Genomic DNA, 26,394 nt, shown 5'->3' with positions numbered 1-26,394 from the left:
CCCGGAGTGTACAGATGATTCACCCCGTCATTATGGCTGGCGGTACCGGCTCACGCCTTTGGCCGATGTCGCGCCAGCTGAATCCGAAGCAGTTCCTGAAACTGACCAACGGCCCCCTGTCGATGTTGCAGGCCACCGTTGCGCGGCTTGAGGGCATGGTCGCAGCAAACCCTCTTCTGATCTGCAACGAGGAACACCGGTTCCTTGCTGCGGAACAAATGCGGCAATCCGGCCACGAGGATACCCGGATCATTCTGGAGCCCTATGGCCGGAATACGGCGCCGGCCATTGCCTTGGCAGCGCTGCAGCTGACCGAGGCTGCAGAAAACGGTGCCGACGATCCCCTGATGCTGGTGCTGGCAGCCGACCACCTGATCAAGGACGTCACGGCCTTTCAGGAAGGAGTGAAGAAAGCCATTCCGCTCGCACGGGAAGGGAAACTGGTCACCTTCGGCATTGTCCCGAACCATCCGGAAACCGGCTACGGCTACATCCACCGGGGCACCGAACTGGGCCCCGACAGCTATCTGGTGGACAAGTTTGTCGAAAAGCCGGACCAGGCAACCGCCAATCGCTATCTGGATTCCGGCGAGTACCTCTGGAATAGCGGGATGTTCCTGTTTGGTGCCCGTCAATACCTTGAGGAGCTGGAAGCCCATCGCCCCGATATCCTGGCCGCGTGCCGTGCTGCCATCGCAGATACTGCCGATGACCTGCACTTCACCCGGATCAACGCCGAACGATTCGCAGAATGCCCCTCAGACTCGGTGGACTACGCCGTCATGGAGAAGACCGACAAGGCCTCCGTGGTTTCCCTGGATGCCGGCTGGAGCGATATCGGCTCCTGGTCCGCGCTCTGGGAAGTCAGCGACAAGGACGCGGACGGCAACAGCCTGACCGGCGACGTGATTACCCACAACACCGCCAACACGCTGGTCCGTGCCGATAGCCGTCTGGTGGCAACGGTTGGCGTGGACAACCTGGTGGTTATTGAAACCAAGGATGCCCTGCTGGTTGCCCACAAAGACAGCGTTCAGGACGTCAAAACCGTGGTGGAACGGATAAAAACCGATGGCCGCCACGAACACATGAACCATCGGGAAGTCTACCGGCCCTGGGGTGTATACGATTCCATCGACAACGGCGCCCGCTATCAGGTCAAACGTATCACGGTAAAACCCGGCGCCAAGCTCTCCGTGCAGATGCATCACCATCGTGCCGAACACTGGATCGTAGTCAGCGGCACCGCGCGGGTTACCAATGGTGAGAAAACCTATCTGGTTACAGAAAACCAATCCACCTACATTCCGGTTGGCCAGGTGCACTCGCTGGAGAACCCGGGGGTCATCGACCTGGAACTGATTGAAGTCCAGTCAGGCTCTTACCTGGGTGAAGATGACATTGTCCGTTATGAGGATCGGTACGGCCGCAAATGAGCAAGCTCAAGTATTTCATCATTGCCGGGCTACTCAGGATTGCCGGCTGGCTCTCCCTTGCCGGCGCCCAGCGGGTGGGTCGTTTCGTAGGCTATCTGGTATGGCGACTGCCCACCAAGTCGAGGCAGGTAACGGACATAAACCTGTCCATCTGTCTGCCCGAGCTCTCAGACACCGAACGCGCGGTTATGTCGAGGAACTCTCTGGCCCAGACCGGCATGACCATGCTCGAGGTGCCCCTGATGTGGGAGTGGCCGGTGGAGAAATGCCTTGGACAGGTCCGGGAAACCGAAGGGCTGGAACTGATCGACACAGCCATGGCCGGCGACAAAGGGCTGATTCTCCTCGCGCCGCATCTGGGCAACTGGGAGCTGGCCGGGCTGTTCTTTTCCTCTCGCTACAAAATGGCAGCGCTCTACAGTCCGCCGAATATGCCCGAATTTGAAGATTATATGATCAAGGTGCGTGGGCGCCTTGGCTCCGAGCTGGTCAGGGGCGACCGTCGGGGTCTGGCCCGACTCGCCTCGATTCTGCGGGAAGGCGGTGTTGCCGGGATCCTGCCGGATCAGTCACCCCGGGGCAAAGGCAATGCCTTTGCGCCTTTCTTCGGCATGGAAGTGAAAACCATGACCCTGGTATCCAAGCTGATCCAGCGTACCGGTGCCAACGTTCTGATCACTTATGCCGAGCGTCTGCCCGATGCCTCCGGTTTCCGGATTGTCGTGCGCGAGACTGGCCCGGGCCTCGGTGACAAAGACCCTGTTGCCGCAACTACCGCCATGAATCACGCCATCGAGCAATGCGTGCGAGAAATCCCGGAGCAATATCAATGGGAATACAAACGCATGCGCCACAGACCGCCCGGCGAAATCAATCCCTATAACCCGGATCGCGTATGTTAAACCCGACACTGGCCTTCCATGCACTGCTGATCATCGGGCTTGGCGGCGCGCTCCTGTCGTCGAGCATCCTGGCCGGCGCCACTCTGTTGCTCGCTAGTGCCGGAATGGTGCTCAGTATCAGGAAATCTCTGTATAAAACCGGTTGGGACAAGCCCAAAGAACTCAGATTGCTGCACTTTTCCTTCTGGCTCTTCGTGCTGGTGAGCTTTCTGTCCTGGGCTCTTGAAGGCTTTGACTACGAGGGCGGAAAAACACTTGGCACCCACGCGCGGTTTATCCTGTTCTGGCCCCTGATTGTTGCCGCCAGCTATGCCCGGATCGGTGCCAAAACAACCTTTTGGGCTATCGGACTGATGGCTGCCTCTGTTATCGGCATTTTTATCATGACCGTTGCTGCCCGCCAGGGGGCTCTGGATCAGGTTTTGAACTCCCGGTTTGGTGGCGGAATCAACCCTATCAGCTTTGGAAACCTCGCCCTCCTCGGCGGAATGTTGACGATTGTTGCCACCCTGTTCTTTATCAAGGAAAAGCGGTTTGCCCTGGCGATACTCTTTTTTACCCTTGGGGTGGCTGCCGTCGTGATTTCGATGCTGTCGGAAACCCGAAGCAATCTGGTAGCTCTGCCCTTCCTTCTGGTCTTGCTGATACCGTTGCTCAGCAAAAGACTTCGAATTGCCGGATTGATTGTTGTACCAGTTCTCGTCGCCGGCGCGATTATCACCAGCGACCGTATGTCCAGCTCACTCAATGGCTTGCTCCATGACGGCCACCTGGATTCCGGCATGGAGATTCGCCTGGAGGTCTGGGGGCAGGCCCTGACCATGTTTGGAGAAAATCCCTGGTCGGGGGCAGGCCTCGGAGGCTATACCCATCGCATAGAGTCGGAAGTTGCCGCGGGAAATCTGCCAGAGTTATTTCTGGACTGTTGTACGGGGCATGCCCACAACGACCTGCTTAACAATGCGGCTACCAGCGGCGTTCCGGGCATTCTCAGCTGGGCCCTGCTGATTTTCATTCCGTTGGCCATCTTTGCCAGGAACCTGGCCAGCCGTCATTCTGCCACGGCTCACCTTGCGGCGGCTGGTTGCATGGTCTCCATCGGCTACTTCCTATTCGGGCTTACAGAAGCCACGTTCAATCGAACGCTGTTCCTGACCTTCTACCTGCTGGCAGTTGCATCAATCGCCTCGGCCATGTTCACAGAGTTAAGCGCCTCTTACGTACGAAACAGGGCCCGCAAGGTTTCAGCGACCATCATCACGAAAAACGAAGAAGACCACATTACCGACTGCCTTAAATCCGCAAGGCTGGTTGCCGACGAAATTATTGTTCTGGACAGCGGCAGTACTGACCGGACGGTGGAGTTGGCCAGAGAATTGGCCGATGTCGTCGAAGTGACTGACTGGCCGGGTTTTGGCATCCAGAAACAGCGCGCTCTTGAAAAAGCGACCGGAGAGTGGGTGCTGTCACTGGATGCGGACGAGCGTGTCACACCGGAGCTGGCACGGGAGATCAACGATCACCTGGCAGACCCTGACGCGGACGCCTACAAGCTCCCCTGGGCGGTAACCATTTACGGTAGCCGCCTGGACTTCGGGCGCAGCGGTCGGGCGCCGCTCCGGCTGTTCCGTCGAGAAGGCGTAAGCTTTTCAGACGCTCTGGTACACGAACGGATCCTGATTCCGTCCGGACGCAAGATCAAAACCCTCAGAGGCCGCCTAACGCACTACACGCACCGGGATTTCGGTCACTCTCTGGAGAAAAGCGCGAAATACGCCTGGCTTGGCTCTCTGGAGAAGCATCGTAAAGGCAAGAAAACCCGCACCATGATCTACCCGACTCTGCGGGGCCTGATGACGTTTGTGCAGGTGTACTTTATTCGGTTCGGTTTTCTGGATGGCGCTGTGGGCTATCTGACGGCCGTGACCTATGCGCAGGTAACCTTCAACAAGTATGCGGGGTTATGGACTCTGGACCGGCCGGCCCGCTTTGAAGACTCGTGATCCCCGGAGGAGCGTCGTTTCCACACCGATGCTCCTGAACATACACCGTATTTCCTCGTAATAGGGTAGCCGCGCGCCCAGCGCGGCGTCATCAATCTGGAACACCCGGATCTCCGGAAAAATCTTTTTCAGGGTAAACAGGGCGGTTGAAGCAAAGCTGTAGAACGCCAGATACGTTTCTCCGGACAGGGCTACCTCCACCTCTATCGGACGACCGGCCTGCCGTATCTCGAGCGGAAATTCCGCCAGCAAGGCCTCCAACTCTTCCCGGCTTTCCTTGCGGTGCATAAAGTACACGACGCGGCTATCAGGATGACGTTCCACCACGTGCTGAATCTGCAGTTTCAGTTGCGCAAGCCGATCCTCACCACCAAAGGGCTGGCCAAGGAACCCCACCATGGGCGTCTGGCTGCGGTCACGGGCTGATGTTTTAAAGGTTCTACGAAACACCGGAAAATCGTGAACCTGCACCTGAACGAGCCCGGAGCTAGGTAACGGAAAGAAGGTAAAGAAGGCGATCACATCCGGAACAACGCGGTGAATCCGGATACCCATGGTTCTGAGGAGCCGTTTCTTGGCCGGTGAGATCCGGGAGGCGATCCCCTCATCATGAATGGCATGGTAGTAGGTTACTGTCGCCAGGCCGTCATCCACAAAAATCAGCTGCTCGCTGTCGAATCCCCGATAGAACACTTCGTGGATCCAGCTGGATTTGTTGCCGATGAACAACCTTTCGATTTTGCGTCGCGAAAGACCCTTGGCGACCGCCCCCAGACGCAGATAAAAGGAACTTTTCTTCAGATAGATGGTTTCGATGTCCTGCCAGCCCAGGGCATCGGCGAGAAAAGCCATTTGCCCTTCGGTCTCCCGGTTATCAGGCCTGGCAATGACAAGAAGCGTGGTTTCAGCGCTGCAGCCATAATGGTAGCGAGCCTCGGAGCAACTGATCAGTTGGAGGGGCGTGCTCGCAACAAAGACGTTAATAGGACTGGCGGCGCTGCTCAAATCATTCGTTTCCCGGTTTGGACCTTCGAAGAATCTATCCTGAGCTTTCCGGTGCCATGCGTGCAAGTTCCTTGCGCAAACGGCGCCTGACTTTCAGTTTGCGCAGCAGATTCATCGGCTTGCGTTTCAGTTCGCCTCGCTTGTTGATCAGGAAATCCTCAACCGCATCCAGTACCCGTCCGCTGGAGCGACCATCCCTGAAGCTGTGCAACTGGTCGCAAAGGGCTCGTGTTTCTTGCATCAGGGTGTCGGGATACTGCACGGCCTCTGCGAGGGCTGACTCAACGTCCTCAACTTCGTGGACGTCGATAAGATAGGGACCCGGCATTTTCGTCCGGAAGGTAACCACCGGGCGATCCAGGAACATGAATTCAAACATGATGGACGAAGTATCGCACAGCATCACATCTGCCTGCGGAAGCAGGGGGAGCAGATCCTCATCGCTTTCGACAAAACGGAGGTTATCGCCGCTCAGCCTGCGATACTGATCGACTACCGCGGGATCCATCTTTGGGTGCAGGGTAACAATAAATTTCCAGCGACCATTCCGGGACAGTTCGCCGATTTTCTCCACCAGATCCGGAGCGGACGTAACGGAGCGACTGAACGTGGAGGCGTAAAATACGACGGGCAGCTCATTTTCCGAGCGTTTTCTCTTCCCCTCACCAGGCTGCGATAGAAGAGGATCCAGCTTTGGCCAGCCGGTATGGGCAACCCCGAAATGCTGGTATTGGGCCGCCAGCTCACGGAACTTTTCCGTGTCTTTCATGGCATGGGTGCAGTAGAGATCAAACCATCCGCGAATGCGATAATGGTCACTTTCGTCCTCGCTGCTGTGGCCCCGCTTGTTGCGAGCCATGCCATGGAATACCTCGACCTTGATTCCCGGGAAGAAATAGGGCACCCAGTCCCCGGGGACAAAGGTAGCATCGGCGTTGTATTCCATAACCTCTTTTACGCTGCCAAGACGGCGCTCATCGGACCGAAGCGGCGCCGTTGAGCAACCCGCGACAAACCAGGCCGATTCGTCACCCCGACGCAGTATCTCTTCCTGCAGAGGTCGCAGAATCGAATAGGAATAGGGTTGATTGACAAAAAACAGATACCGCCGCATTCAAGCCCTGCCCGTGAGTGTTTTGTATAGCTCACCCGTCTCCCTGACGGTTTGTGAGGTGTGAAAATCCCGGGCGATCCTTTGCCGCGCGGCCTGACCAAGCGAGGCCGCCAGCTCTCTGTCGCGATATAGCCGCTCGATCGCTGCTGACAGCTCTGTGGCATTTTTCGGTGGAACCACAATACCGCTGACTCCATCTTCCACCAGTTCGGGCATGCCGCCGACCTTGGTTACTACCGGCGCCACACCGTAGACCATAGCCTCGATAACTGCTCGAGGCAGCCCTTCCCTTTCCTTGGAAGGAAGCACAAACACATCGCTAGCTGCGGCAATGGCCGGCGCGTCGGTACGGAATCCCGTAAAATGGATCCGTTCTGGATGAGACGCGGCGGCAGCTAGCGATTGAATCTCAGCATTCTTAATGACATCCCCGACCAGCAACAAATGCGCATTCACATCCTCTGGCAGCTTATCCATAGCCACTATGAGGTCGTCGAAGCCTTTTCGAGGGCTATTACGCCCGGTGCAGCAAACCACGAAGGCGTCCTCCGGAACGCCAAACTGGGTCAGATCCGCCTTGGGCGCTTGATACCAGTCCAGATCATGCCCCTTGTAGATTCTTTGAAGCTTTCTTTCAGGGATATGCATCCACAGGAACCGAAGGCTCGCCAGGTAATCCTTGATGGCATCGGCGACACAGACAATTTTGCTGACGCGTGGGTGCAGGAACGTAATCCAAGACTCCGGATTGAGGTAGCTGATGTTACCGATCACGCCACGATAGGCGACTACCTTGGTATCTGTGCCCCGGGAAGCCCGCAGGCCGCAGGCCAGGGCTCGGGGGTTATAAGCGTGAATGACGTCATATTTCTTCTTCGCCAACTGTTGGCGGATGGCCTCAGTCCCTTCTTTGTCGAAGCGGTTCTTCAAGGCCATGGGACTGGCGACCATACCCTCGTCGACAAGACGCTGATAATTCCTGCCCTTGGGGTTACACATAACGTCGAGGTCAAATCCGGCCTTTCTGAGCCCGATAAAGAGTTCAGTTTCCGGACGATCGCAGGCATCCGTAAGGCATAGTATTGACGGAAACGATCCGCCCTGTCGTGGATTGGTCAAGTGGCCATTCCCCTGTTATATCCGTTCATGAAATAACTCCAAATCTTCGCCCGGGCGTTTTCTCCGGCGACCTTTACCAGCGACCGAGCAAAACGATCCAGATTAGCCTCTTTCCAGCGCGCCGGAGCACTACCAGTCATCAACCTGCTCTTGTCGAAATCAATCAGAAAGTATTCGTTGCCCCGTACCAGTACATTGAAGCTGTTCAGATCCGCATGCATGACGCCGGCGTCGTGAAATCGACGAATGGTTTCTCCAATGGACTTCCAGGCCTCATTATCCAACTCAGAGATAAGGTCAGCCAGGGGCGTGGTGTTCTCCAACCGTTCAATGATGATGGAGGCCCGATACTGAATTGGCGACAGTTTCCGGTACCAGGCTGCAACCGGACGGGGAACGGGCAGCCCCTGGCTGACCAGAGTGTTCAGCAAGCGGAATTCGGCAAAGGATCGCACATCTGCCTCGCGCGTGAAGGCATAGGCGTATTGTGCAAATTTCGCCATTAACCCACCACGGCGATATTCCCGAAGCACTAACCTGTCATCTCCAGCCTGCAAAAACCAGGCACCGCCGCGGCCACCGCTGCTCACCGGCCTGGCCTGATCACCCCATGAGGCGGCATCGAACCAGTCTTCGGTAACCCTGCCTTCGTAGTCCGGATGGATCAGCATTGCCGAAGCCCTTTCCCGAATACAGATTTCAGACTCCACCATGCTGGGTCCCCGGCTACCGAAACTGAAAGAAAGAAAACACGTCTTACCCGCTCACGCCAGGACGAAGAGGCGCGATTACGTTAGAATGGCGGCCAGTTTACCAATGATTGCCGACAAAGCTCCACAGCCCCAGGCCACAACCTGAACCGGATCAAAATCTAATGAACTCCATCTGCATCCTGCGCCTGTCAGCCATCGGTGACGTGACCCACGTGATACCTGTTGTGCTGAGCCTTCAGGAGCAGCTTCCCGGGGTAAAGATCACCTGGGTTATCGGCAAGATCGAAGCCAAGCTGATTGGCGACCTGCCCGGTGTCGAGTTCATCATTTTTGACAAGAAGGCCGGCCGAGCAGGCTACGCAGAGCTTCGCCAGAAAATGAAAGGCCGAAAATTCGACGCTCTGTTACACATGCAGGTCGCTTTCCGAGCAAACCTGGCGGCGGCCTGCATCCCGGCGAAACTCAAAATCGGCTACGATAAGGCCCGGAGCAAAGACCTCCACAGCCTGTTTATCAATCGGCGCATCGCCCCCGCACCGCATCAGCATGTCAGGGACTGCCTGGCGAGCTTTCTGGAACCACTGGGGCTCAAGTCCGCGCCTCCCCGCTGGAAGATTCCGCTGTCGGACGCTGATCACGAATTTGCTCATGGCCATCTGGCCAAGGACAGGAAGAACCTGGTCATCAGCCCCTGCGCCAGCCATACACTGCGCAACTGGCCCGCTGAACGCTATGCTCAACTGGCCGATTACGCCATTGAAACTCATGGCATGAAGGTCATTCTGGTGGGCAGCCCCGCACCGTTCGAGAAAGAATACTGCGAGGCTATCGAAAGCGCCATGAAACACCCGGTTCACAACATCTGTGGCCAGGACACCCTGAAACAGCTGACTGCTCTGATGAGCCATGCCGAGCTGGTTGTGGCCCCCGACACGGGCCCGGCGCACATTGCCAGCGCCGTCGGAACTGATGTACTCGGACTATTCGCTGCCAGCAATCCTAACCGCTCAGGGCCATACAGTTCGCTGAAATGGTGTGTAAACCGCTATCCGGAAGCCCTGAAGCAATTCACGGGAAAAACCGTTGAAGAGGCCCGCTGGGGCGCCAAGGCAGAATTTGAAGGGGCGATGGAACTGGTATCGGTGGACGATGTAACGGCGATGCTCGACCAATGGGTCGCGAAGCATTCAGGGTAGCCGCACCCGCCCCTCAGGGGCGGATGCATACGGAAACAGGATTATTTCCGTGCGGTGTAGTCCTGATAAGACTTCTCTTCCACAAAACGTGACCCCAGAGCCAGGTTCACTGCTTTTTTAATGGCCGCACGCTTGTCATTCGTGACATAAACAGCGCGTGCCAGCTCAATAAAGCGGGGACCAAAGTCCTGCTCCGCTTCCTGGTCACGGATGTCGTCCTCAATCACCCAAAGCTCCTCGTTAACCGCTTTGAGCTGCTTACGCAGATCGGCGATATCATCGGCTTTGTCGGCCACGGCTTCATCCCAGGTCTTGCTGAGCTCTTCCAGTTCAAGGCGGACATTCCTGACCTTTTCTTCGTCCTTAATGCGCTCGGATTTGATTTCGAGGATGGTGATCTTGTCCAGCACCTCACCAAAGGAAACGGGAACCTTGATTACGTCTGCCATTGTCTCGTCCTGCTTGCTCGTGGATTCCAAATAACAAGGCCGCCGGGGCCTGTTCAGCGCCGGCGGCCACTTCATATCGATACTGGCTGGATCAGCTTTTTACGTGGCTCAACCACTCCGCGTGCTTGTCCAGCTTACCCTTCACCGCATCAAAATACATACTCTGCAGCTTCTCGGTAATCGGCCCGCGCTTACCTTCGCCAATCTGGCGGCCATCCAGTTCGCGGATAGGCAGCACTTCAGCTGCCGTGCCAGTGAAGAAGGCTTCCTCAGCGACGTACACCTCATCGCGGGTAATGCGGCGCTCTTTGACCTGCAGACCAAGGTCTCGGGCAAAGTCAATGATAGTGGCCCGGGTGATACCTTCCAGGCAGGAAGTCAGCTCGGGGGTGTGCAACACACCATCACGCACGATGAAGATGTTCTCACCGGAACCTTCCGCCACGTAGCCTTCGTTATCCAGCAGCAGCGCTTCCTCGGCACCACCAGAGATGGCTTCATTCAGGGCCAGCATGGAATTGATGTAGTTACCATTGGCCTTCGCCTTGCACATGGTGATGTTTACATGGTGGCGAGTGTAGGACGAGGTACGCACCTTGATGCCCAGCTCCTTCGCTTCCGGAGACATGTAAGACGGCCAGCTCCAGGCGGCAACCATCACATGCACCTTCAGGTTATCGGCACGCAGACCCATGCCCTCAGAGCCCAGAAATGCCATCGGGCGCAGATAGGCCTCATCGAGATTGTTTTCCCGCACCGCTGCTCGTTGGGCCTCATTGATCTCGTCCTTTGAGAACGGCATCTTCATGTTCAGGATGTGCGCTGAACGGAACAGCCGATCGGTATGTTCTTTCAGGCGGAAAATCGCCGGGCCATTCGCGGTGTTGTAGGCACGCACACCTTCAAAGCAACCCAGGCCATAGTGCAGGGTGTGGGTGAGGACGTGGGTTTTGGCTTCCCGCCAGGGAACCATTTCACCATCCAGCCAGATAAGGCCATCGCGATCAGCCATCGACATTCTGTTCTGCTCCTGAGTAAGCGGTTTTCGGGGAACTGGCATTCTAGCAGCAAACGCCGCCTGAAATAAATTTAGCTTGCTACTCAACCATGACTTTTTTCCACATACTTTGGATGTAGTCACGCTCTTCTGTGAAGGCTCCGCCCTCGACCTGGCTGTTGAGATTCTGCAAAGCTCTGCGGTGGATGGTGGAACGCAGTGTGATGAACACCTCCCGCAGCCGCTCAGTGTCTTCTACTGGCAAAACGCCTGCGCGGCCTAATTCTTCCAGTTGGCGGATGTTATCACTCCACTGGGTCAGCTCCGGGTGTTCCGGGCACCAAGCCAGCATCAGGTACTGCACCATGAACTCGACATCTACGATGCCACCGTTGTCATGCTTGATGTGGAAAACGTCATTCTGCCGGGCTGCGGGTGTCCCGAGGTTGCTGCGCATTTTCTCACGCATATCGACCACCTCCTGCCGAAGCGACGCCTTGTCCCGTTGTCGGCACAGTATCTGGTGGCGAATATCCTCGAACGCTTTGAGCGTATCGTCGCAGCCTGCCACTCCCCTGGCGCGGGCCAGCGCCTGATGCTCCCAGGTCCAAGCATCCTCCTTCTGGTATTTCTCAAACGCCTGCAAGGTACTCACCAGCAAGCCGGAGTTACCCGAGGGGCGCAATCGCATATCCACTTCGTAGAGCTGCCCGGAGGGTGTCTGGGTACTGAGAATGTGCACGATTCGCTGGCCGAGCCGGGTATAGAACACGGCGTTATCAATAGGCTTGTCGCCATCGGTGGCCAGTTGAGGATCAGCCTGGTGCACAAACACCAGATCCAGATCTGAGGTGTAGCCCAGCTCGATACCGCCGAGCTTGCCGTAACCGATGATGGCGAAATCGGTATCACAGGCGGAGCCATCGGCGCGCCGCGGGTAACCGTGCCGGCTGACCAGATTCGAGAACGCCACATCCACCACATGATCCAGCACCACCTCGGCAATCCAGGTCAGGTAATCACTCACTTTCATCAGCGGCAGCGTGCCCTTTAACTCTGAGGCCGCCACCCTCAACACATGGGCCTTCTTGAAGTAACGCAACGCCTCCATCTGCTCTTCCAGATCTTCATACGGAATCCGCAGCATTTGCTGACGCAAATCATCCTGCAACTCTTCCTTGGCCGGCGGACTGTATAGGCTCTCCGCATTCAAAAGTTCGTCCAGGAGCAAGGGCGTATCCGCCAGCAGGCGTGCAATCCAGGGGCTTTCACTGCACAGCCGCACCAACTGCGTCATGGCTCCTGGATTTTCCATCAACAGAACCATATAGGCGGTTCTGCGCAGAATGGCTTCAACCAGTTGCAGCACACGGCCCAGCGTTTGCGATGGATTCTCCACATCCATCAGGGCGCTAATCAGGAGCGGCACAAACTGGTTCAGTCTTTTGCGCCCCTGAGTCTGCAGGGTCTGCACGGTGCGGCTGTCGCGCAGGCTGGTCAGGCGCTTATAGCTGCCATCCGGATCCTCAAACCCGCTTTGCTCCAGCCAGCCCAGGGCAGTGGCTTCATCCATTTCCGCCAGCCACAGCTCGTAGCAGCCATCATCTACACCCCCCTCATCGGCATCATCCTGATCTTCCGTGGCAATGATATCCGCAAAATGACGAGCCACCCGGCTTCGGTGTTCATTCAGCGCAGACAGGCAGTCTTCCCAGCTATCGAACCCCATAATCCTCGCAACCCGAGCGCAGGAAAGCGCATCCTCAGGCAGAATCTGGGTCTGCTTGTCTTCCATACCCTGCAGGGCATGCTCAAGATTGCGCAGGAACACATAGGCGTCTCGCAGCTCGCTGACTACCCGGGACGGAAGCAACTCCAGCTCTTGGAGCTCTTTCAAGATCTGTAGCAACTCACGCTGTTGTAGCTCCCGGTCTCGCCCGCCGCGGATTAACTGGAACGCCTGCACCACAAACTCAATTTCCCGAATGCCGCCACTACCGAGCTTGATATTATTCTCCAGCCCCTTCCGGCGGACTTCCCGGCTGATCATTTCTTTCATGCTGCGAAGCGATTCAAAGGCGCTGAAATCAATATATTTGCGGTAAACGAAGGGTTTGAGGCTAGCCATCAGCACCTCACCGGCGCGCTGATCGCCCGCCACGACGCGGGCCTTGACCATGGCATAACGCTCCCAGTCACGCCCCTGATCCTGGTAATAGGTTTCCAGGGCGGCAAAACTCAGGGCAAGCGCGCCGCTCTGGCCGTATGGCCTCAAGCGCATATCCACCCGGAAAACAAAACCATCGGCAGTAATCTGGTCCAGCGCCTGAATCAGCCGCTGGCCAAGCCGGATAAAGAACTGCTGGTTATCCAGGGCACGCCGGCCGCCCTGGGTTTCGCCTTTTGAGGGAAAGACAAAAATCAGATCAATATCGGAGGAAACGTTCAGCTCCCGGCCGCCGAGCTTGCCCATTCCAAGCACCACCATTTTCTGGGGTGCCTCTTGCCCTGTTACCGGATCATCGCCCATTGGAGTACCGAAGTCTTCACAGGCTCGCTCGTAGAGCCAATTCAAGGCACCATCAATGGCGGTATCCGCAAAGGCACTGGTAGCGGCCATGGTTTCATGCAAATCTGCCCACTTCATCAGATCCCGCCAGATAATCCTGAACTGCACTTCCCGCCGGTACTGACGAAGTGCTGCATGCAAGGCCGGCTCAGAGTCAACGTTCTGGAGGTAATCCCGCCAGCGATCAGCCAGCCAGGCCTCTGTGGTTGGTTCAGTCAAAGGCCGGGCAGCAACGGCGGGCCGAATCTGCTCCGGATGTCGTTCAAGGGTTTGCCGGAGAAACAGGCTCCGGGAAACAGCCTCTGCCACATCGGCCTCGGAGACATGGTCACCGGCCAGCCAGCCCGGCAGCCCCTCCGGGAATACCGATGGCCAGCATCCGGAAATCTCCTCCTTGAGCACTCCCGGCAGTGAAGCCCATGGCTCAGACATAACGCAACCCTCTGTCTCTCTGATATATTTCAGGTACTGTATAACGAACTCGCCAAGGACTGAACAGGCACCCGCTCTCCATGATGCGAAATAGACGCCCTCTGAACCCGGAGCACACCCAATCTCACCTCCCTATGGGCGGGCTCATCCGAAGCCGGATAAACCGACTCTTTACTATCCTCGGCGGACTCGTTGTCACGCATACGCTGATCCTCTGGGCAGCAGAACCGCTCTCATTCTTCGAAGCCGTGTGGCTCACCATGACGACACTGGTTACCGTTGGCTATGGTGACTACTCGCCGGTAACGCCCGTTGGCCGCATCAGCACCATCCTGCTGATGTTTATCTCCGCCATTACGCTACTGACCCTGATCGTCAGTGATTACATCGAATACCGTTTCTACCGCAGAGAACGCATACTGACTGGACGCTGGATTTACAAAATGAAAGACCACATTGTCATCATCAACACACCTCGAAGCGGCGGCGAGCAGTACTTCATGCGATTCGCCTCGCAGATTCGCTCGGTCCCTGAGTACCACACAGTGCCGATTATGCTGCTTACGCGGCAATTTCCGGGAGGGCTGCCAGCAGAACTGTCCGACTGCGGCGTCGTTCATTTTCACGGCGCAGGGAACGACCCGGAAGCGCTGAAGTCCGTGCATGCTGGCAGCGCCAAGCACATCATCGTGCTGGCAGCGGATGAGTCGGACCCGATGTCCGACAGCCTGACCTTCGATATTGCCCACCGGCTGGCCGAATCCAATCTGGGCGGGAGAACCACCGTTGAATGTGTCGGCGACCATAACCGCGCCCGGTTTAAAGCACTGGGCATTCGCACCACCATTCGTCCCGTACGCACCTACCCTGAAATCATGGTTCGGGCGGTAGTGGCTCCGGGCTCCGAAAAAGTTCTGGAAGACATGTTCAACTACGAGCGGGACCATCCCCATCGTTATGATCTCAAGCTCGACGACCTTACCTGGGCGGATATTGTCAGCGCTCTGGTTCGCCACGGAATAGGAACCGCCCTGGCCTACATTGATCACGACAACGAGGTAATCTGCCACCCGGATACCAACGCCGAAGTTGAGGGCAAGGGGCTGATTGTTCTGGTGCGCTCCAGCGAGACGCCGGAGGTGTCAGTGGTAGAGGAAGCGCTTGACCGGTATCGGGAGTTTCTCAAGCAGTGGCGCGCCATGCATGAGCAAAACCAGAAAGCCGCCACTGAGAAGCCTGAAGAAAACCCTTCAGCCGGCGGCAGCGAGCGCTAATTGCAACTGGCCGAACTCAGGAAACTGCTCAACCAGGCTCGCCACGGCAGTACCGTCTTCCAGTGCCCTGGCTACCGGCCTCCACACCGGCAGTAGCCCCGCCGCTTTCGCCTGCTGCTCAATCTCCGCAAGCGCACTTGCGGGCAGACACACCGTATCACCGGTTAACCAGGCCTGACTCAGATAATGCAGAAAAGATACCGAGCTGAACCCGGAAGCAGGCAGCACCAGAGACGGGCAGTAGATTCCGGCAAGGTAATAACCTTGCTCGGCTTTGCTTACCAGGTTAAGAAAAACCGGAACCGTTTGCGCAAGAGCACGGGCGTTTTCAAGCAGCGCTGCAGGCTCTCCCGCTTTCAGCTCAAATTCCACCTCATGAAGAGGCCTTGCCCGCTTTCCACCCACCACTTCGCCTGAGTCCAGAGCGACCTCAATTACAGACTCCGCTTGTTCCAGCATGATAATGCGCCGCTGGAAGTTGGTTTCAAATGCCAACGCCAATTCGTCAAGGTCGACCTGAGACCTCAACGGAGTCTGCTCTAAAAGCCCAAGATCCAGATCCGGCCCCGGCAGATCCCACTCCCACTCCTGGCGGCGATGGGCTCCGTTTACGAACTCACCCTGGGTTTTCAAGGTCTGGATATAGCGATCACCGGCCTGACGGACTCGCAACGCAGCACGGGCCTGGTTTAACCCGGCATTCGGGGTGTCGTAGTAGCGATTGACCAGTATTTTAACCGGACCTTCGCTTGCACCCGGTTGACCTTTGAGCCACTCGAAGGCCCGGGACTGTGCGGATTCCGATAGGGTCAGCTTTACTTCAAGTTCCGTGGCCACTGGAGCGCTCCTGATGATTTCTTTTCCTGCCAAAACAGAAAAGCCGGTGACAGAGTCACCGGCTTTTACAACTACTAGATTAGCTTGTTAGCTGATCAGAAGTAGTAAACAGCACCGATAGCGGCGATGGACTGCTCGTCGCCAGTGCCCGGCTCGTTCTCAACGCTGTAGATCTCTTCGTCAGCGTTGCTCAGATAGCCTTCGAAGTATACATACATGTGGTGAGACAGGTTGTGCAAAGCCTGGAGAATGATGGTGTCGTTCTTGTCACCAGAAGCATCGTCATCAAGCATCTGGTAGGAAAGGGCGAACTGATTCTTGCCCATGGTGTAGACGCCCATCACACCAATGATGTCATTGACGTCTTTACGGGCCTGATACTCGCCAATCAGGCTAAAGTCACCAGCATTGTAAGTAACGTTCAAGCCATAACTGTTTTCGTTGTTGTCGGACGCACTACCACCGTCATTTGAATCAACACCTGCGGAGATTTCAAGCGCATCGACCGAGTAAGTTGCAACCAACTGGTAAGGATAAGACTTGTCGTTGCCGCCCTTGGTATCATTGTCACCATTAACCTGTACAGCAGCAGCCAAAGTCAAACCACCGAAGGACGGGGACATATACTGAACCAGATCACCTTCACCTGTGGAGTAGTTGCCGAAGATGTCAGAACCAACTTCATGGAAGTTGCCAATCTTTACGATGGCGCTCTCGTATACTGAATCGTCGGAACCAACCCAAACCTGGCCAAAGCTGTCGCCTTTAACACCGACGTACGCCTCGTCCAGATTGTCAATACCACTGCTGCTGCCTTTATCGTCAGCGTTGATACCTTCAAGCTCAAGCTTGAAGAAGCCGGTGATGCCAGGTGCAATCTCGTGATCGTGCTTAACACCCAGAGTAGAACCGTTGTCTGCATGCTCAACTGCAGAACCACCACCATCTACGTTGGTGTGTTTAACGACGTACTGAATGTTACCGTAAACAGTCGGCATGGAATCCATCTTCGCCGCCAGCTCGGAAGCAGACAGAGTAGGCTCTGCCAGCGCAGCGCCAGAGAAGGTTGCAGCTGCAATAGCAGAAGCAAGAATCGTTTTTTTTCATGTTGCGTCTTCCTTTTTGAGTTAACTCAGGTTTTCGACGGGTCTAAATCCCGATTTTTATTGGCCGGCACAACGCTTGGCTCTGCCTGCCGGGTATCTGACTGCCCCTGTCATTCCTGTGGGAACAGCTTTTCTTCTTTTTATAAGACAAGCACGCTTGCCTTAGATCTCAACCACTTACACAGCTTTATTAAAGCTCTGCGTGATGAACCTGCCTTAATACAATGTTCCATTTTTTGCAAATTTTTAATGGCCATTTTTTAGCCCCATTTGCATTCGTAACCTTTGTCGTTAGATCAGCCTGGACTAACAACCTCTCCCGTTTCCACAACAAATTCAGGGCCAGATAACCAAAAAAATCCACAAAACAACCGGTTACCTTCCAACCGAGACCTTCACATTCTGAGGCCACAAAACAATACCCCAAATCACGCACTTTCGTGAGGCACTGTTGGCAACTGCGTCACATTTTTGTGCACTACCCTCTCCGGGCAGACTCCAACATAAAGGTAACCGGGCCATCATTGATCAGTGCCACTTTCATATCTGCACCAAACTTCCCCTTACCTACACGCTCGACGCCTAGCTGGCCACTTGCTTCAGCCACAAAGTCACCATAAAGCCGGTTCGCCAGCTCCGGTGCGGCCGCCAGGGAAAAACCCGGGCGCGTGCCAGAGGACGTGTCAGCAGCAAGCGTAAACTGAGGGACTACAAGTAATGAGCCACCGGCATCCTGAACATTCACGTTCATCCGGCCCTGCTCATCGGGGAAAACCCGATAGGAGAGGATTTTTCGGCACAGTTCCTTTGCCTCATTCAGTGTATCGTTCCTTTCTACGCCTAGGAGCAAGAGCAACCCGGGACCAATACGGGCAATCGTTTCACCATCCACGGCTACACTGGCTTCCGAAACGCGCTGGATCAGTCCTTTCATTCATTCCCTTGAGCGTTAACACCGAGGGTTAAATTTCTGAAACGCGAAAAGTGTATAGAGCCCGCAAGACCACCGCAACCCCGTCAGATCAATAAAAGGTCGCATTCTCAGCCAGCAGTGGGAAGACTTCTGGCAACCACATTCTCAACGCCCCGCATCAGGGCATCCACAATCGCCGGCTCGGAGGCGGAGTGGCCAGCATCACGGATAATCTGAAGCTCCGCCTCCGGCCAGGCCTTGCTCAGCGCCAGGGCATTATCCAGCGGGCAAACCATGTCATAACGGCCGTGAACAATCACGCCCGGAATGTCCTTTAGCCGCGAGGCATCACGCACAATCTGATCGGGCTCAAGGAATGCATGATTCATGAAATAGTGGCATTCGATACGAGCCAGCGCGATGGCCACATGGGGATGGCCAAAATGCTCCACCACCTTGGGATTGGGATGCAGAGTGGCGCACCGACCTTCCCAGATGGACCAGGCTTTGGCGGCCTGAATCTGTTCCAGCTCATTGGCACTGGTCAGGCGCCGGTAGTAGGCCGACACCATATCATTCCGTTCCACCTCCGGAATCTGGGCAAGGTAATCCTGCCAGTAATCCGGGAATACCCGGCTGGCGCCGTCCTGATAAAACCAGTGAATATCCCGGGGCCGACACAGAAAGATACCCCGCAACACCAACCCCAGAACCCGGTCAGGGTGGGTCTCGGCATAAACCAGACTTAGCGTCGATCCCCAGCTTCCCCCGAACAGCAACCAGCGATCAATGCCGAGAAAATGCCGAACCGCCTCAAGATCCTCAACCAGTTTGTCTGTGCTGTTACCCTCCAGCTCGGCCAACGGGGTCGATCTTCCGGCACCTCTCTGATCCAGCAAAATAATCCGGAAACGCTCAGCATCGAAAAAGCGCCGGTGGTAATCCTCACAACCGCCACCCGGCCCGCCATGAACGACAATCACCGGAATTCCGTCCGGATTGCCGGATTCCTCGAGGTACAGCTCATGGGGATGATCCACCGCCAGTCGGTGGCGGGCGTAAGGCTCGATTTCAGGATAGAGGGTCAGCATGAAAAACTCCGTTTCGGGGATAACGGCAGTCTAGCTGAGACAGGCGAGGAAAATACAGGGGCCAGGAAAACAGACGGAAGCGTTTACTGCCTCACAACGATTTCCTGGCCCCGGAAGAGTTACTTCTTGTTAGCGCGCTTACGCTCGTTTTCGGTCAGGAGCTTTTTGCGCAGACGAATGGACTTGGGCGTTACCTCAACCAGTTCGTCGTCGTCGATAAACTCCAGCGCCTGCTCAAGAGTGAACTTGATGGGCGGCACCAGGCCGATCACTTCGTCTTTACCAGAGGCACGCATGTTGTCCAGCTTCTTGCCCTTGGTGGGGTTAACCACCAGGTCGTTGTCGCGGCTATGGATACCACACAGCTGGCCTTCGTAGATTTCCTGGCCCGGGTCCAGGAACAGCTTGCCCCGGCTCTGCAGGGTTTCCAGCGAGTAGGTCAGCGCGGTACCGGTCGCCATGGAAACGATAACGCCGTTCTGACGGCTGGTTACGTCACCCATTTTCACCGGGCCGTAGTGGCTGAAGGTGGAGGTCAGGATGCCGGTACCGGAGGTCATGGTCAGGAAGGTGTTCCGGAAACCGATCAGGCCACGGGCCGGAATGGTGTATTCCAGGCGGATACGGCCCTTACCGTCCGGGATCATGTTGGTCATGTCACCCTTGCGCAGGCCCATCTGCTCCATAATCGGGCCCTGATGCTGCTCTTCGATGTCGATGATCACGTTTTCATACGGTTCTTGCTTCTCGCCGTCGACTTCCTTGATCACCACCTCCGGACGGCCTACGGCCAGCTCGAAGTTTTCGCGGCGCATGTTCTCGATCAGAACCGACAGGTGCAGCTCACCACGACCGGACACCTTGAACTTGTCGGCAGAATCGCCTTCTTCAACCCGCAACGCCACGTTGTGCAGCAGCTCTTTTTCCAGACGCTCTTTGATATTACGGCTGGTTACATACTTGCCTTCTTTACCGGCGAACGGGGAATCGTTCACCTGGAAGGTCATGGATACGGTGGGCTCGTCTACGGTCAGCGCCGGCAGCGCTTCAACGTTAGAGGGATCACACAGGGTATCGGAAATATACAGCTGGTCCAGGCCACTCACACACACAATATCGCCAGCCTGGGCTTCTTCAACTTCCACACGCTGCAGGCCGGAATGGCCCATGATCTTCAGGATACGACCGTTACGCTTCTTGCCGTCGGCACCGATAGCCACCACCGGGGTGTTGGTCTTTACCTTACCACGCATGATTCGGCCGATACCGATGACACCCAGGAAGCTGTTGTAGTCCAGCTGGGAGATCTGCATCTGGAACGGGCCATCCAGATCAACCGAAGGCGCTGGCACATGATCAACAATGGCCTGGAACACAGCGTCCATGTTGTCGTCCAGATTCTCATGATCCATGCCGGCGATGCCGTTCAGCGCACTGGCATAGACTATCGGGAAGTCGAGCTGTTCATCGGTGGCACCAAGGTTGTCGAACAGGTCAAACACCTGATCCACCACCCAATCCGGGCGGGCACCCGGACGGTCAATTTTGTTCACGACCACAATCGGGTTCAGGCCCGCTGCGAAAGCTTTCTGAGTCACGAAACGGGTTTGCGGCATGGGGCCGTCGATGGAATCCACCACCAGCAGCACACTGTCCACCATACTCATTACACGCTCTACTTCACCACCAAAGTCAGCGTGGCCCGGGGTGTCTACGATATTGATGTCGTAGTCTTTCCATTTTAGAGCAGTGTTTTTTGCCAGAATGGTAATGCCACGTTCTTTTTCCTGGTCGTTGGAGTCCATTACGCGCTCGTTTTCGAGCTCTTTCCGGTCCAGCGTGCCAGACTGGCGCAGCAGCTGGTCAACCAGGGTGGTCTTGCCATGGTCAACGTGGGCAATGATGGCGACGTTTCTAAGCTTATCAATCACAACGGGTATCCTGCAGAAATTAGCGGCGCGCAGTATATCGAAAAGTCCATGGCGATAATATGAAGATTAGTGCCTAATATGTAACCAATCTGGGCTTGCACCATAATTATGCGTTATTAGAGAACTTGCACCACTATGGTGCACCACGGTGATGCAATAGGCGCCGTCTTCGACCAAGGAGCTGCGCCACATTAGCCCGAAAGCCTTGTCGCTGCGCCGTTCTGGCGCAGCCGTCAAAAACTGGCAAGCCGATTGCTTATCCCAAAGCAGCCGCATAGTGAGGGTAAGGGCCGCAAGCTTCTGGTAAGCTTCCCTGACCTGAAAAAAGATCGGGCCTCAGAACACTGAACGATCCGGCACAACGAACATGTAAAACCTTACGGAGCATGCACAATGTCCAAGACGATTGATTTGATCAAAGAACACGAAGTCAAGTGGATTGACCTGCGTTTCACCGACAGCCGTGGTAAAGAGCAGCACGTGACCCTGCCCGCCACCGAGGCGGACGAAGACTTTTTCGCTGACGGCAAGATGTTCGACGGCTCCTCCATTGCCGGCTGGAAAGGCATCAACGAATCCGACATGATCCTGATGCCCGACGACGAAACCGCCGTTCTGGACCCGTTTACCGAAGAAACCACGGTCAACATCACCTGCAACATTGTAGAGCCTTCTACCATGCAGGGTTATGAGCGCGACCCCCGCTCTGTTGCCCGTCGCGCCGAAGAATACCTGAAGTCCACCGGCATCGCTGATGGCGCTCTGTTCGGCCCGGAGCCTGAGTTCTTCGTGTTTGATTCCGTCAAATGGAACGTGGACATGCAAGGCGCTTCTTACCACATCCATTCTGAAGAAGCCGCGTGGGTTTCCGGCGAAGACTTCGACCGCAACAACATTGGCCATCGCCCGGGCGTAAAAGGCGGCTACTTCCCGGTTCCGCCGGTCGACAGCCTGCACGACCTGCGTGGCGCCATGTGTGCCGCCATGGAATCCATGGGCCTGGAAATTGAAGTTCACCACCACGAAGTGGGCACCGCTGGCCAGTGTGAAATCGGTGTTGGCGCCAACACCCTGACCCGCAAGGCAGACGAAGTTCAGATCCTGAAGTACTGCGTGCACAACGTAGCTCACGCCTACGGCAAGACCGCCACCTTCATGCCCAAGCCGGTTGTGGGTGACAACGGCTCCGGTATGCACGTTCATATGTCCCTGAGCAAAGACGGCAAGAACCTGTTTGCCGGCGACAGCTACGCGGGCCTGAGCGAAGCAGCCCTGTACTACATCGGCGGTGTGATCAAGCATGCCAAGGCCATCAACGCCTTCACCAACCCGGCCACCAACAGCTACAAGCGCCTGGTTCCGGGCTATGAAGCACCGGTTATGCTGGCCTACTCTGCCCGTAACCGTTCTGCCTCCATCCGTATTCCGTACGTGAACAGCCCGAAAGCTCGTCGTATTGAAGTGCGCTTCCCGGATCCGGCCGCTAACCCGTATCTGGCCTTTGCCGCCCTGATGATGGCCGGCCTGGACGGTATCCAGAACAAGATCCACCCTGGCGATGCCATGGACAAGGATCTGTATGACCTGCCGAAGGAAGAAGCCCTGAACATTCCGAAGGTTGCCGAGACTCTGTCCGAGGCCCTGGACTGCCTGCAAGCAGACCACGAGTTCCTGACCCGTGGCGGTGTGTTCACCGAAGACATGATCAAAGGCTACATCGACCTGAAGCGTGGCGAAGTCGAGCGTCTGAACATGACCACTCACCCGGTCGAGTTCGATCTGTACTACTCCTGCTAAAGCTCCGCACCAATTCGGTGCAGACTATGCAGGCCATAAGCCCCGCCCCGCGCGGGGCTTTTTTGTGGCCTCAATCCCAGTTCTGAACCAAGACCCACGCCCTTAACGATATGTAACCAAGGAAGCAGGCCACAACATTGAAATGACCTTGCCCGCAATCGATAATCAAAGCAGTTCATTACCACAGGTTACCGCCATGAAAGCACCGTTCGTACTCGCCGCTGGCCTGCTGATGCTGGCTTCGACCACAGCACATAGCGAGGTCTACCGCCACGTTGACGCCTATGGCAACGTCAGCTTTTCCGACGAACCCATGGAAGGCGGTGAAGAAGTCCAGGTGAAGCCCGTGACCACCATCACCCTGCCCAAGCCGGAAGCGGTTCAGGAACCCGAACAACTCCGCGAGCGGGTGGAACGTGAGGGCGCAGCCTACCAGGCTGTCTCATTCCAGTATCCGGCCAATGAACAGGCCTTTCACAGCGGCAACGGCAACGTCACTTTCGAGGTTCAAAGTACACCACCGCTGAAGCGGGGCCATAAATTTGAAGTGACCCTGGATGGACAACCGGTCGGGCAAAGCAGCTCAGGCTCAGTAGCCGTCAGCAATATCGACCGGGGCACTCACAATGCGGGCGTTCATATTGTCGATGAAAACGGAGTACGCGTGAAATCCGGCAATTCAATTACCTTCACGATTCACCGCCCATCCGTTCTCAACTAAATCTTATCTGCACCACCATGGTGCAATTGCACCATGTTGTGACCATACTTTGGGCAGCCAAGGGGCAAAATCCGGGCTGCCTGTCGCCAGACCGTTCACTACTGCACCAAGCTACAGCACCGCGTACCGGCTACCGCGCCCGTTCTGCCCGATCCTTGCCCATTGGCTACCCGATGCCAAAAAACTGGTTCGCTTTTTGCAGCCGCAGGGGTACATCCTATGAGTCGAGAACGGAAGCAACGCATGCCACTCCATCCAGCCACCATATCCGGAAGCAGTTACAAGAGCATTCTGGACAGTCTGACAACCGCAGTACTGGTACTTGGCGATGATCTGGCTATCCGTTACCTCAACCCCGCCGCCGAGAGCCTGTTTGAAACCAGTATGACCCGAAGCCATGGCCTCCCCTTACAGGAGGTTCTGGTGGATTCCGAAGATGCCCTGACCACTCTGCATGCCGCAGTGGAGAACGGCCAGTCCTACACCCGCCGGGAAGCTGAATTTGCTTTGATCAGCGGTGCCAGACTGACGGTGGATTACTCGGTGACTCCCATCAGCCTGGACCCGACCGAACTGCTGATCGAGATCCAGCCTCGAGACCGACTGATGCGTATCAGCCGGGAAGAAGACATCATCTCGCAACAGGAGACCACGCGAATCCTGGTGCGGGGCATGGCCCACGAGATCAAGAACCCGCTGGGCGGCATCCGTGGCGCGGCGCAACTGCTGGACCGCGAGCTTTCAGACGACGACCAGCGTGAGTATACCCGTGTGATTATCGACGAGGCGGACCGTCTGCGCAGCCTGGTGGATCGCATGCTCGGCCCGAACAAAGCCCTGAAGATTGCGCCCACCAATATCCACGAAATTCTGGAGCGGGTCCGCACCCTGATTGAAGCCGAAAGCAAAGGCCGAGTGCGCCTGAGACGCGACTACGACCCGAGCATCCCGGAATTCCCCGGCGACAAAGAGCAACTGATCCAGGCCTTCCTGAATATTGCCCGCAACGCCATGGAAGCCGCGTTCGAGAACGAAGCTGCAAGCAGCAGTTCGGCAATACCCACGATTACCTTTCGCAGCCGGGCCTTGCGGCAGTTCACCATCGGCCATCGGCGTCACCGACTGGTGTGCCGGGTCGACATTATAGACAACGGCCCGGGCATCCCGCCCGAGCTGTTGCAGAACATCTTCTACCCCATGATCAGTGGTCGGGCCTCGGGCACCGGACTCGGCCTTTCCATTACCCAAAGCATTATCGGCCAGCATCGGGGGCTGGTGGAGTGCGAGAGTGAGCCCGGAAGAACCGATTTCATCATCTTCCTGCCTCTGGAGGACAGCAAATGAGCCAACCGGCAAACGTCTGGATTATCGACGATGACAGAAGTATTCGATGGGTGCTGGAGCGCGCCCTGAGCCAGGCTGGCATGCAACCGCGCGTATTCGACAGCGGCGACAGCATAATGATGCGGCTGGAACACGAGCAACCGGACGCCATCATCAGCGATATCCGGATGCCTGGCGTGGACGGAATCACCCTGCTCTCCCAGATCGTAGAACTGCATCAGGATGTGCCTGTTATCATCATGACCGCGCACTCGGATCTTGAAAGCGCGGTGACCAGCTACCAGACCGGCGCCTTCGAATACCTACCCAAACCGTTTGATGTGGATGACGCCGTCGCTCTGGTAAAACGGGCTGTTGCGCACAGTCATGAAAAACGCGCCGCCAGTGAACCACAGGTCGATGCCACACCACGCAATACCGAAATTATTGGTGAAGCCCCGGCCATGCAGGAGGTTTTCCGAGCTATTGGCCGGCTGTCCCACTCCAACATCACCGTACTGATCAACGGTGAAAGTGGCACCGGTAAAGAGCTGGTAGCCCAGGCCCTGCACAATCACAGCCCCAGGGCACGAAACCCGTTCATCGCCCTGAACATGGCGGCAATTCCGAAAGACCTGATTGAATCCGAATTATTCGGCCACGAAAAAGGCGCCTTCACCGGCGCCGGGGCTGCCCGCCAGGGCCGCTTTGAACAGGCCAACGGCGGCACCCTGTTTCTCGATGAAATCGGCGACATGCCCGCCGACACACAGACCCGGCTGCTGCGGGTACTGGCCGATGGTGAATTCTACCGGGTGGGCGGCACCACCCCCATCAAAGTGGATGTGCGCATCATCGCCGCAACCCATCAAGACCTGGAAAAACTGGTACAGGCCGGCAACTTCCGGGAAGATCTGTTCCACCGCCTGAATGTCATTCGGGTGCACCTGCCCAAGCTGGCCGAACGCCGCGAAGACATTCCACGCCTGATGCAGCACTTCCTCAAGCGAGCAGCCAAAGAGCTGGCAGTAGAACCCAAGATCCTGCGCCCGGATGCCGAGGAATACCTCACCACCCTGCCCTGGCCCGGTAACGTCCGCCAGCTGGAAAACACCTGCCGCTGGCTGACGGTCATGGCCAGCGGCCGGGAAATCCACATTGATGACCTGCCCCCGGAACTTCTGCATCAAGCGGAAAACGAGCATGCTGCCACCGGTCTGACCTGGCAGGAAGGCCTGAGGAACTGGGCAGAACAGGAACTGAAGCGCGGCAAGAAAGGCATACTGGATACCGCGGTGCCCGAGTTTGAGAAGATCATGATTGAAACGGCGCTGAAGCACACCGGCGGCCGCCGCCGGGATGCCTCCATTCTGCTGGGATGGGGGCGGAATACGCTAACCCGGAAAATCAATGAGCTGGGAATGGATCAGCCGGAGGGGGAGGAGGATTAAGACTCTTCCTTCACC

General features: G+C 56.4%; 21 protein-coding genes. 9 read left to right on the top strand and 12 right to left on the bottom strand.

What is annotated here, in order from left to right:
- Window positions 1-14 precede the first annotated feature (14 nt).
- From ARC85_RS11735 to ARC85_RS11725, 3 genes are read left to right on the top strand one after another with little or no spacing between them, the layout of a single operon-like run.
- A complete protein-coding gene (locus tag ARC85_RS11735) occupies window positions 15-1,436 on the top strand; it encodes a mannose-1-phosphate guanylyltransferase/mannose-6-phosphate isomerase (protein WP_286714890.1) in 1,422 nt (473 codons plus the stop codon).
- Window positions 1,433-2,338, top strand: coding sequence for a lysophospholipid acyltransferase family protein (locus tag ARC85_RS11730; protein WP_286714889.1), 906 nt, complete (start codon window positions 1,433-1,435; stop codon window positions 2,336-2,338). The genes ARC85_RS11735 and ARC85_RS11730 overlap by 4 nt, the downstream gene beginning before the upstream one ends.
- Window positions 2,332-4,341, top strand: coding sequence for a glycosyltransferase (locus tag ARC85_RS11725; RefSeq protein WP_286714888.1), 2,010 nt, complete (start codon window positions 2,332-2,334; stop codon window positions 4,339-4,341). The genes ARC85_RS11730 and ARC85_RS11725 overlap by 7 nt, the downstream gene beginning before the upstream one ends.
- On the opposite strand, the gene ARC85_RS11720 is transcribed toward ARC85_RS11725, so the two are convergent.
- The 4 genes from ARC85_RS11720 to ARC85_RS11705 are packed head-to-tail and all read right to left on the bottom strand — an operon-like array spanning window position 4,300 to window position 8,292.
- Window positions 4,300-5,346 carry a polysialyltransferase family glycosyltransferase gene (locus ARC85_RS11720; RefSeq protein ID WP_286714887.1) on the bottom strand — a complete coding sequence of 349 codons (1,047 nt, stop codon included), beginning with the start codon at window positions 5,344-5,346 and terminating at the stop codon, window positions 4,300-4,302. The two genes, ARC85_RS11725 and ARC85_RS11720, sit on opposite strands and share 42 nt — an antisense overlap.
- A gap of 34 nt (window positions 5,347-5,380) precedes the next feature.
- Window positions 5,381-6,460: a CDP-glycerol glycerophosphotransferase family protein gene (locus ARC85_RS11715; protein WP_286714886.1), complete on the bottom strand. Its 1,080-nt coding sequence runs from the start codon at window positions 6,458-6,460 to the stop codon at window positions 5,381-5,383.
- Entirely contained in the window at window positions 6,461-7,579 is a 1,119-nt protein-coding gene (locus tag ARC85_RS11710) for a glycosyltransferase (RefSeq protein ID WP_286714885.1), read from the bottom strand.
- Window positions 7,576-8,292 carry a 3-deoxy-D-manno-octulosonic acid kinase gene (locus tag ARC85_RS11705; RefSeq protein ID WP_286714883.1) on the bottom strand — a complete coding sequence of 239 codons (717 nt, stop codon included), beginning with the start codon at window positions 8,290-8,292 and terminating at the stop codon, window positions 7,576-7,578. The genes ARC85_RS11710 and ARC85_RS11705 overlap by 4 nt, the downstream gene beginning before the upstream one ends.
- 161 nt (window positions 8,293-8,453) lie before the next feature.
- Here ARC85_RS11705 and ARC85_RS11700 point away from each other — a divergent pair, with 161 nt between their 5' ends.
- On the top strand, window positions 8,454-9,488 hold the full coding sequence (locus ARC85_RS11700) for a glycosyltransferase family 9 protein (protein WP_286714882.1): 1,035 nt from the start codon (window positions 8,454-8,456) through the stop codon (window positions 9,486-9,488).
- A 41-nt stretch (window positions 9,489-9,529) separates the two neighbouring features.
- On the opposite strand, the gene ARC85_RS11695 is transcribed toward ARC85_RS11700, so the two are convergent.
- The 3 genes from ARC85_RS11695 to glnE all read right to left on the bottom strand — a co-directional run bounded on the left by ARC85_RS11695 (window position 9,530) and on the right by glnE (window position 13,935).
- On the bottom strand, window positions 9,530-9,937 hold the full coding sequence (locus ARC85_RS11695) for a DUF6165 family protein (RefSeq protein WP_286714881.1): 408 nt from the start codon (window positions 9,935-9,937) through the stop codon (window positions 9,530-9,532).
- A gap of 91 nt (window positions 9,938-10,028) precedes the next feature.
- The gene (locus ARC85_RS11690; RefSeq protein ID WP_286714880.1) at window positions 10,029-10,955 is read right to left on the bottom strand and encodes a branched-chain amino acid transaminase; all 927 of its coding nucleotides are present in this window, start codon (window positions 10,953-10,955) and stop codon (window positions 10,029-10,031) included.
- 79 nt (window positions 10,956-11,034) lie between these two features.
- A complete protein-coding gene (gene glnE, locus ARC85_RS11685) occupies window positions 11,035-13,935 on the bottom strand; it encodes a bifunctional [glutamate--ammonia ligase]-adenylyl-L-tyrosine phosphorylase/[glutamate--ammonia-ligase] adenylyltransferase (protein ID WP_286714879.1) in 2,901 nt (966 codons plus the stop codon).
- 80 nt (window positions 13,936-14,015) lie between these two features.
- Here glnE and ARC85_RS11680 point away from each other — a divergent pair, with 80 nt between their 5' ends.
- Window positions 14,016-15,209 carry a potassium channel family protein gene (locus ARC85_RS11680; protein ID WP_286714878.1) on the top strand — a complete coding sequence of 398 codons (1,194 nt, stop codon included), beginning with the start codon at window positions 14,016-14,018 and terminating at the stop codon, window positions 15,207-15,209.
- Here the strand turns inward: ARC85_RS11680 and ARC85_RS11675 are convergent.
- The 5 genes from ARC85_RS11675 to typA all read right to left on the bottom strand — a co-directional run bounded on the left by ARC85_RS11675 (window position 15,186) and on the right by typA (window position 21,087).
- Window positions 15,186-16,046 (bottom strand): CYTH domain-containing protein, encoded by an 861-nt coding sequence (locus ARC85_RS11675; RefSeq protein ID WP_286714877.1) that lies wholly within the window; start codon window positions 16,044-16,046, stop codon window positions 15,186-15,188. The two genes, ARC85_RS11680 and ARC85_RS11675, sit on opposite strands and share 24 nt — an antisense overlap.
- 95 nt (window positions 16,047-16,141) lie before the next feature.
- Window positions 16,142-17,140, bottom strand: coding sequence for a porin (locus ARC85_RS11670; protein ID WP_286714939.1), 999 nt, complete (start codon window positions 17,138-17,140; stop codon window positions 16,142-16,144).
- Window positions 17,141-17,630: 490 nt separating this feature from the next.
- Complete coding sequence (dtd, locus tag ARC85_RS11665) at window positions 17,631-18,086, bottom strand: D-aminoacyl-tRNA deacylase (protein ID WP_278350766.1); 456 nt, start codon at window positions 18,084-18,086, stop codon at window positions 17,631-17,633.
- Window positions 18,087-18,193: 107 nt separating this feature from the next.
- The gene (pip, locus tag ARC85_RS11660; protein WP_278350765.1) at window positions 18,194-19,156 is read right to left on the bottom strand and encodes a prolyl aminopeptidase; all 963 of its coding nucleotides are present in this window, start codon (window positions 19,154-19,156) and stop codon (window positions 18,194-18,196) included.
- Window positions 19,157-19,275: 119 nt separating this feature from the next.
- Complete coding sequence (typA, locus tag ARC85_RS11655; protein WP_278350764.1) at window positions 19,276-21,087, bottom strand: translational GTPase TypA; 1,812 nt, start codon at window positions 21,085-21,087, stop codon at window positions 19,276-19,278.
- Between the two features lie 393 nt (window positions 21,088-21,480).
- Here typA and glnA point away from each other — a divergent pair, with 393 nt between their 5' ends.
- The 4 genes from glnA (at window position 21,481) to ntrC (ending at window position 26,379) form a co-directional block, all read left to right on the top strand.
- Window positions 21,481-22,884, top strand: a complete 1,404-nt coding sequence (glnA, locus tag ARC85_RS11650; protein ID WP_011784288.1) for a glutamate--ammonia ligase — start codon at window positions 21,481-21,483, stop codon at window positions 22,882-22,884.
- Between the two features lie 196 nt (window positions 22,885-23,080).
- Window positions 23,081-23,605, top strand: coding sequence for a DUF4124 domain-containing protein (locus tag ARC85_RS11645; RefSeq protein ID WP_222180728.1), 525 nt, complete (start codon window positions 23,081-23,083; stop codon window positions 23,603-23,605).
- Between the two features lie 243 nt (window positions 23,606-23,848).
- The gene (glnL, locus tag ARC85_RS11640) at window positions 23,849-24,949 is read left to right on the top strand and encodes a nitrogen regulation protein NR(II) (protein ID WP_286714876.1); all 1,101 of its coding nucleotides are present in this window, start codon (window positions 23,849-23,851) and stop codon (window positions 24,947-24,949) included.
- Window positions 24,946-26,379: a nitrogen regulation protein NR(I) gene (gene ntrC, locus ARC85_RS11635; protein ID WP_286714875.1), complete on the top strand. Its 1,434-nt coding sequence runs from the start codon at window positions 24,946-24,948 to the stop codon at window positions 26,377-26,379. The genes glnL and ntrC overlap by 4 nt, the downstream gene beginning before the upstream one ends.
- Window positions 26,380-26,394 lie beyond the last annotated feature (15 nt).

The organism is Marinobacter sp. tcs-11 (genome assembly GCF_002049515.1).
Taxonomy (GTDB): domain Bacteria; phylum Pseudomonadota; class Gammaproteobacteria; order Pseudomonadales; family Oleiphilaceae; genus Marinobacter; species Marinobacter nauticus.
Note: the sequence above shows the minus strand (reverse complement) of the source record. Positions and strands in the feature narration are given on the sequence as shown.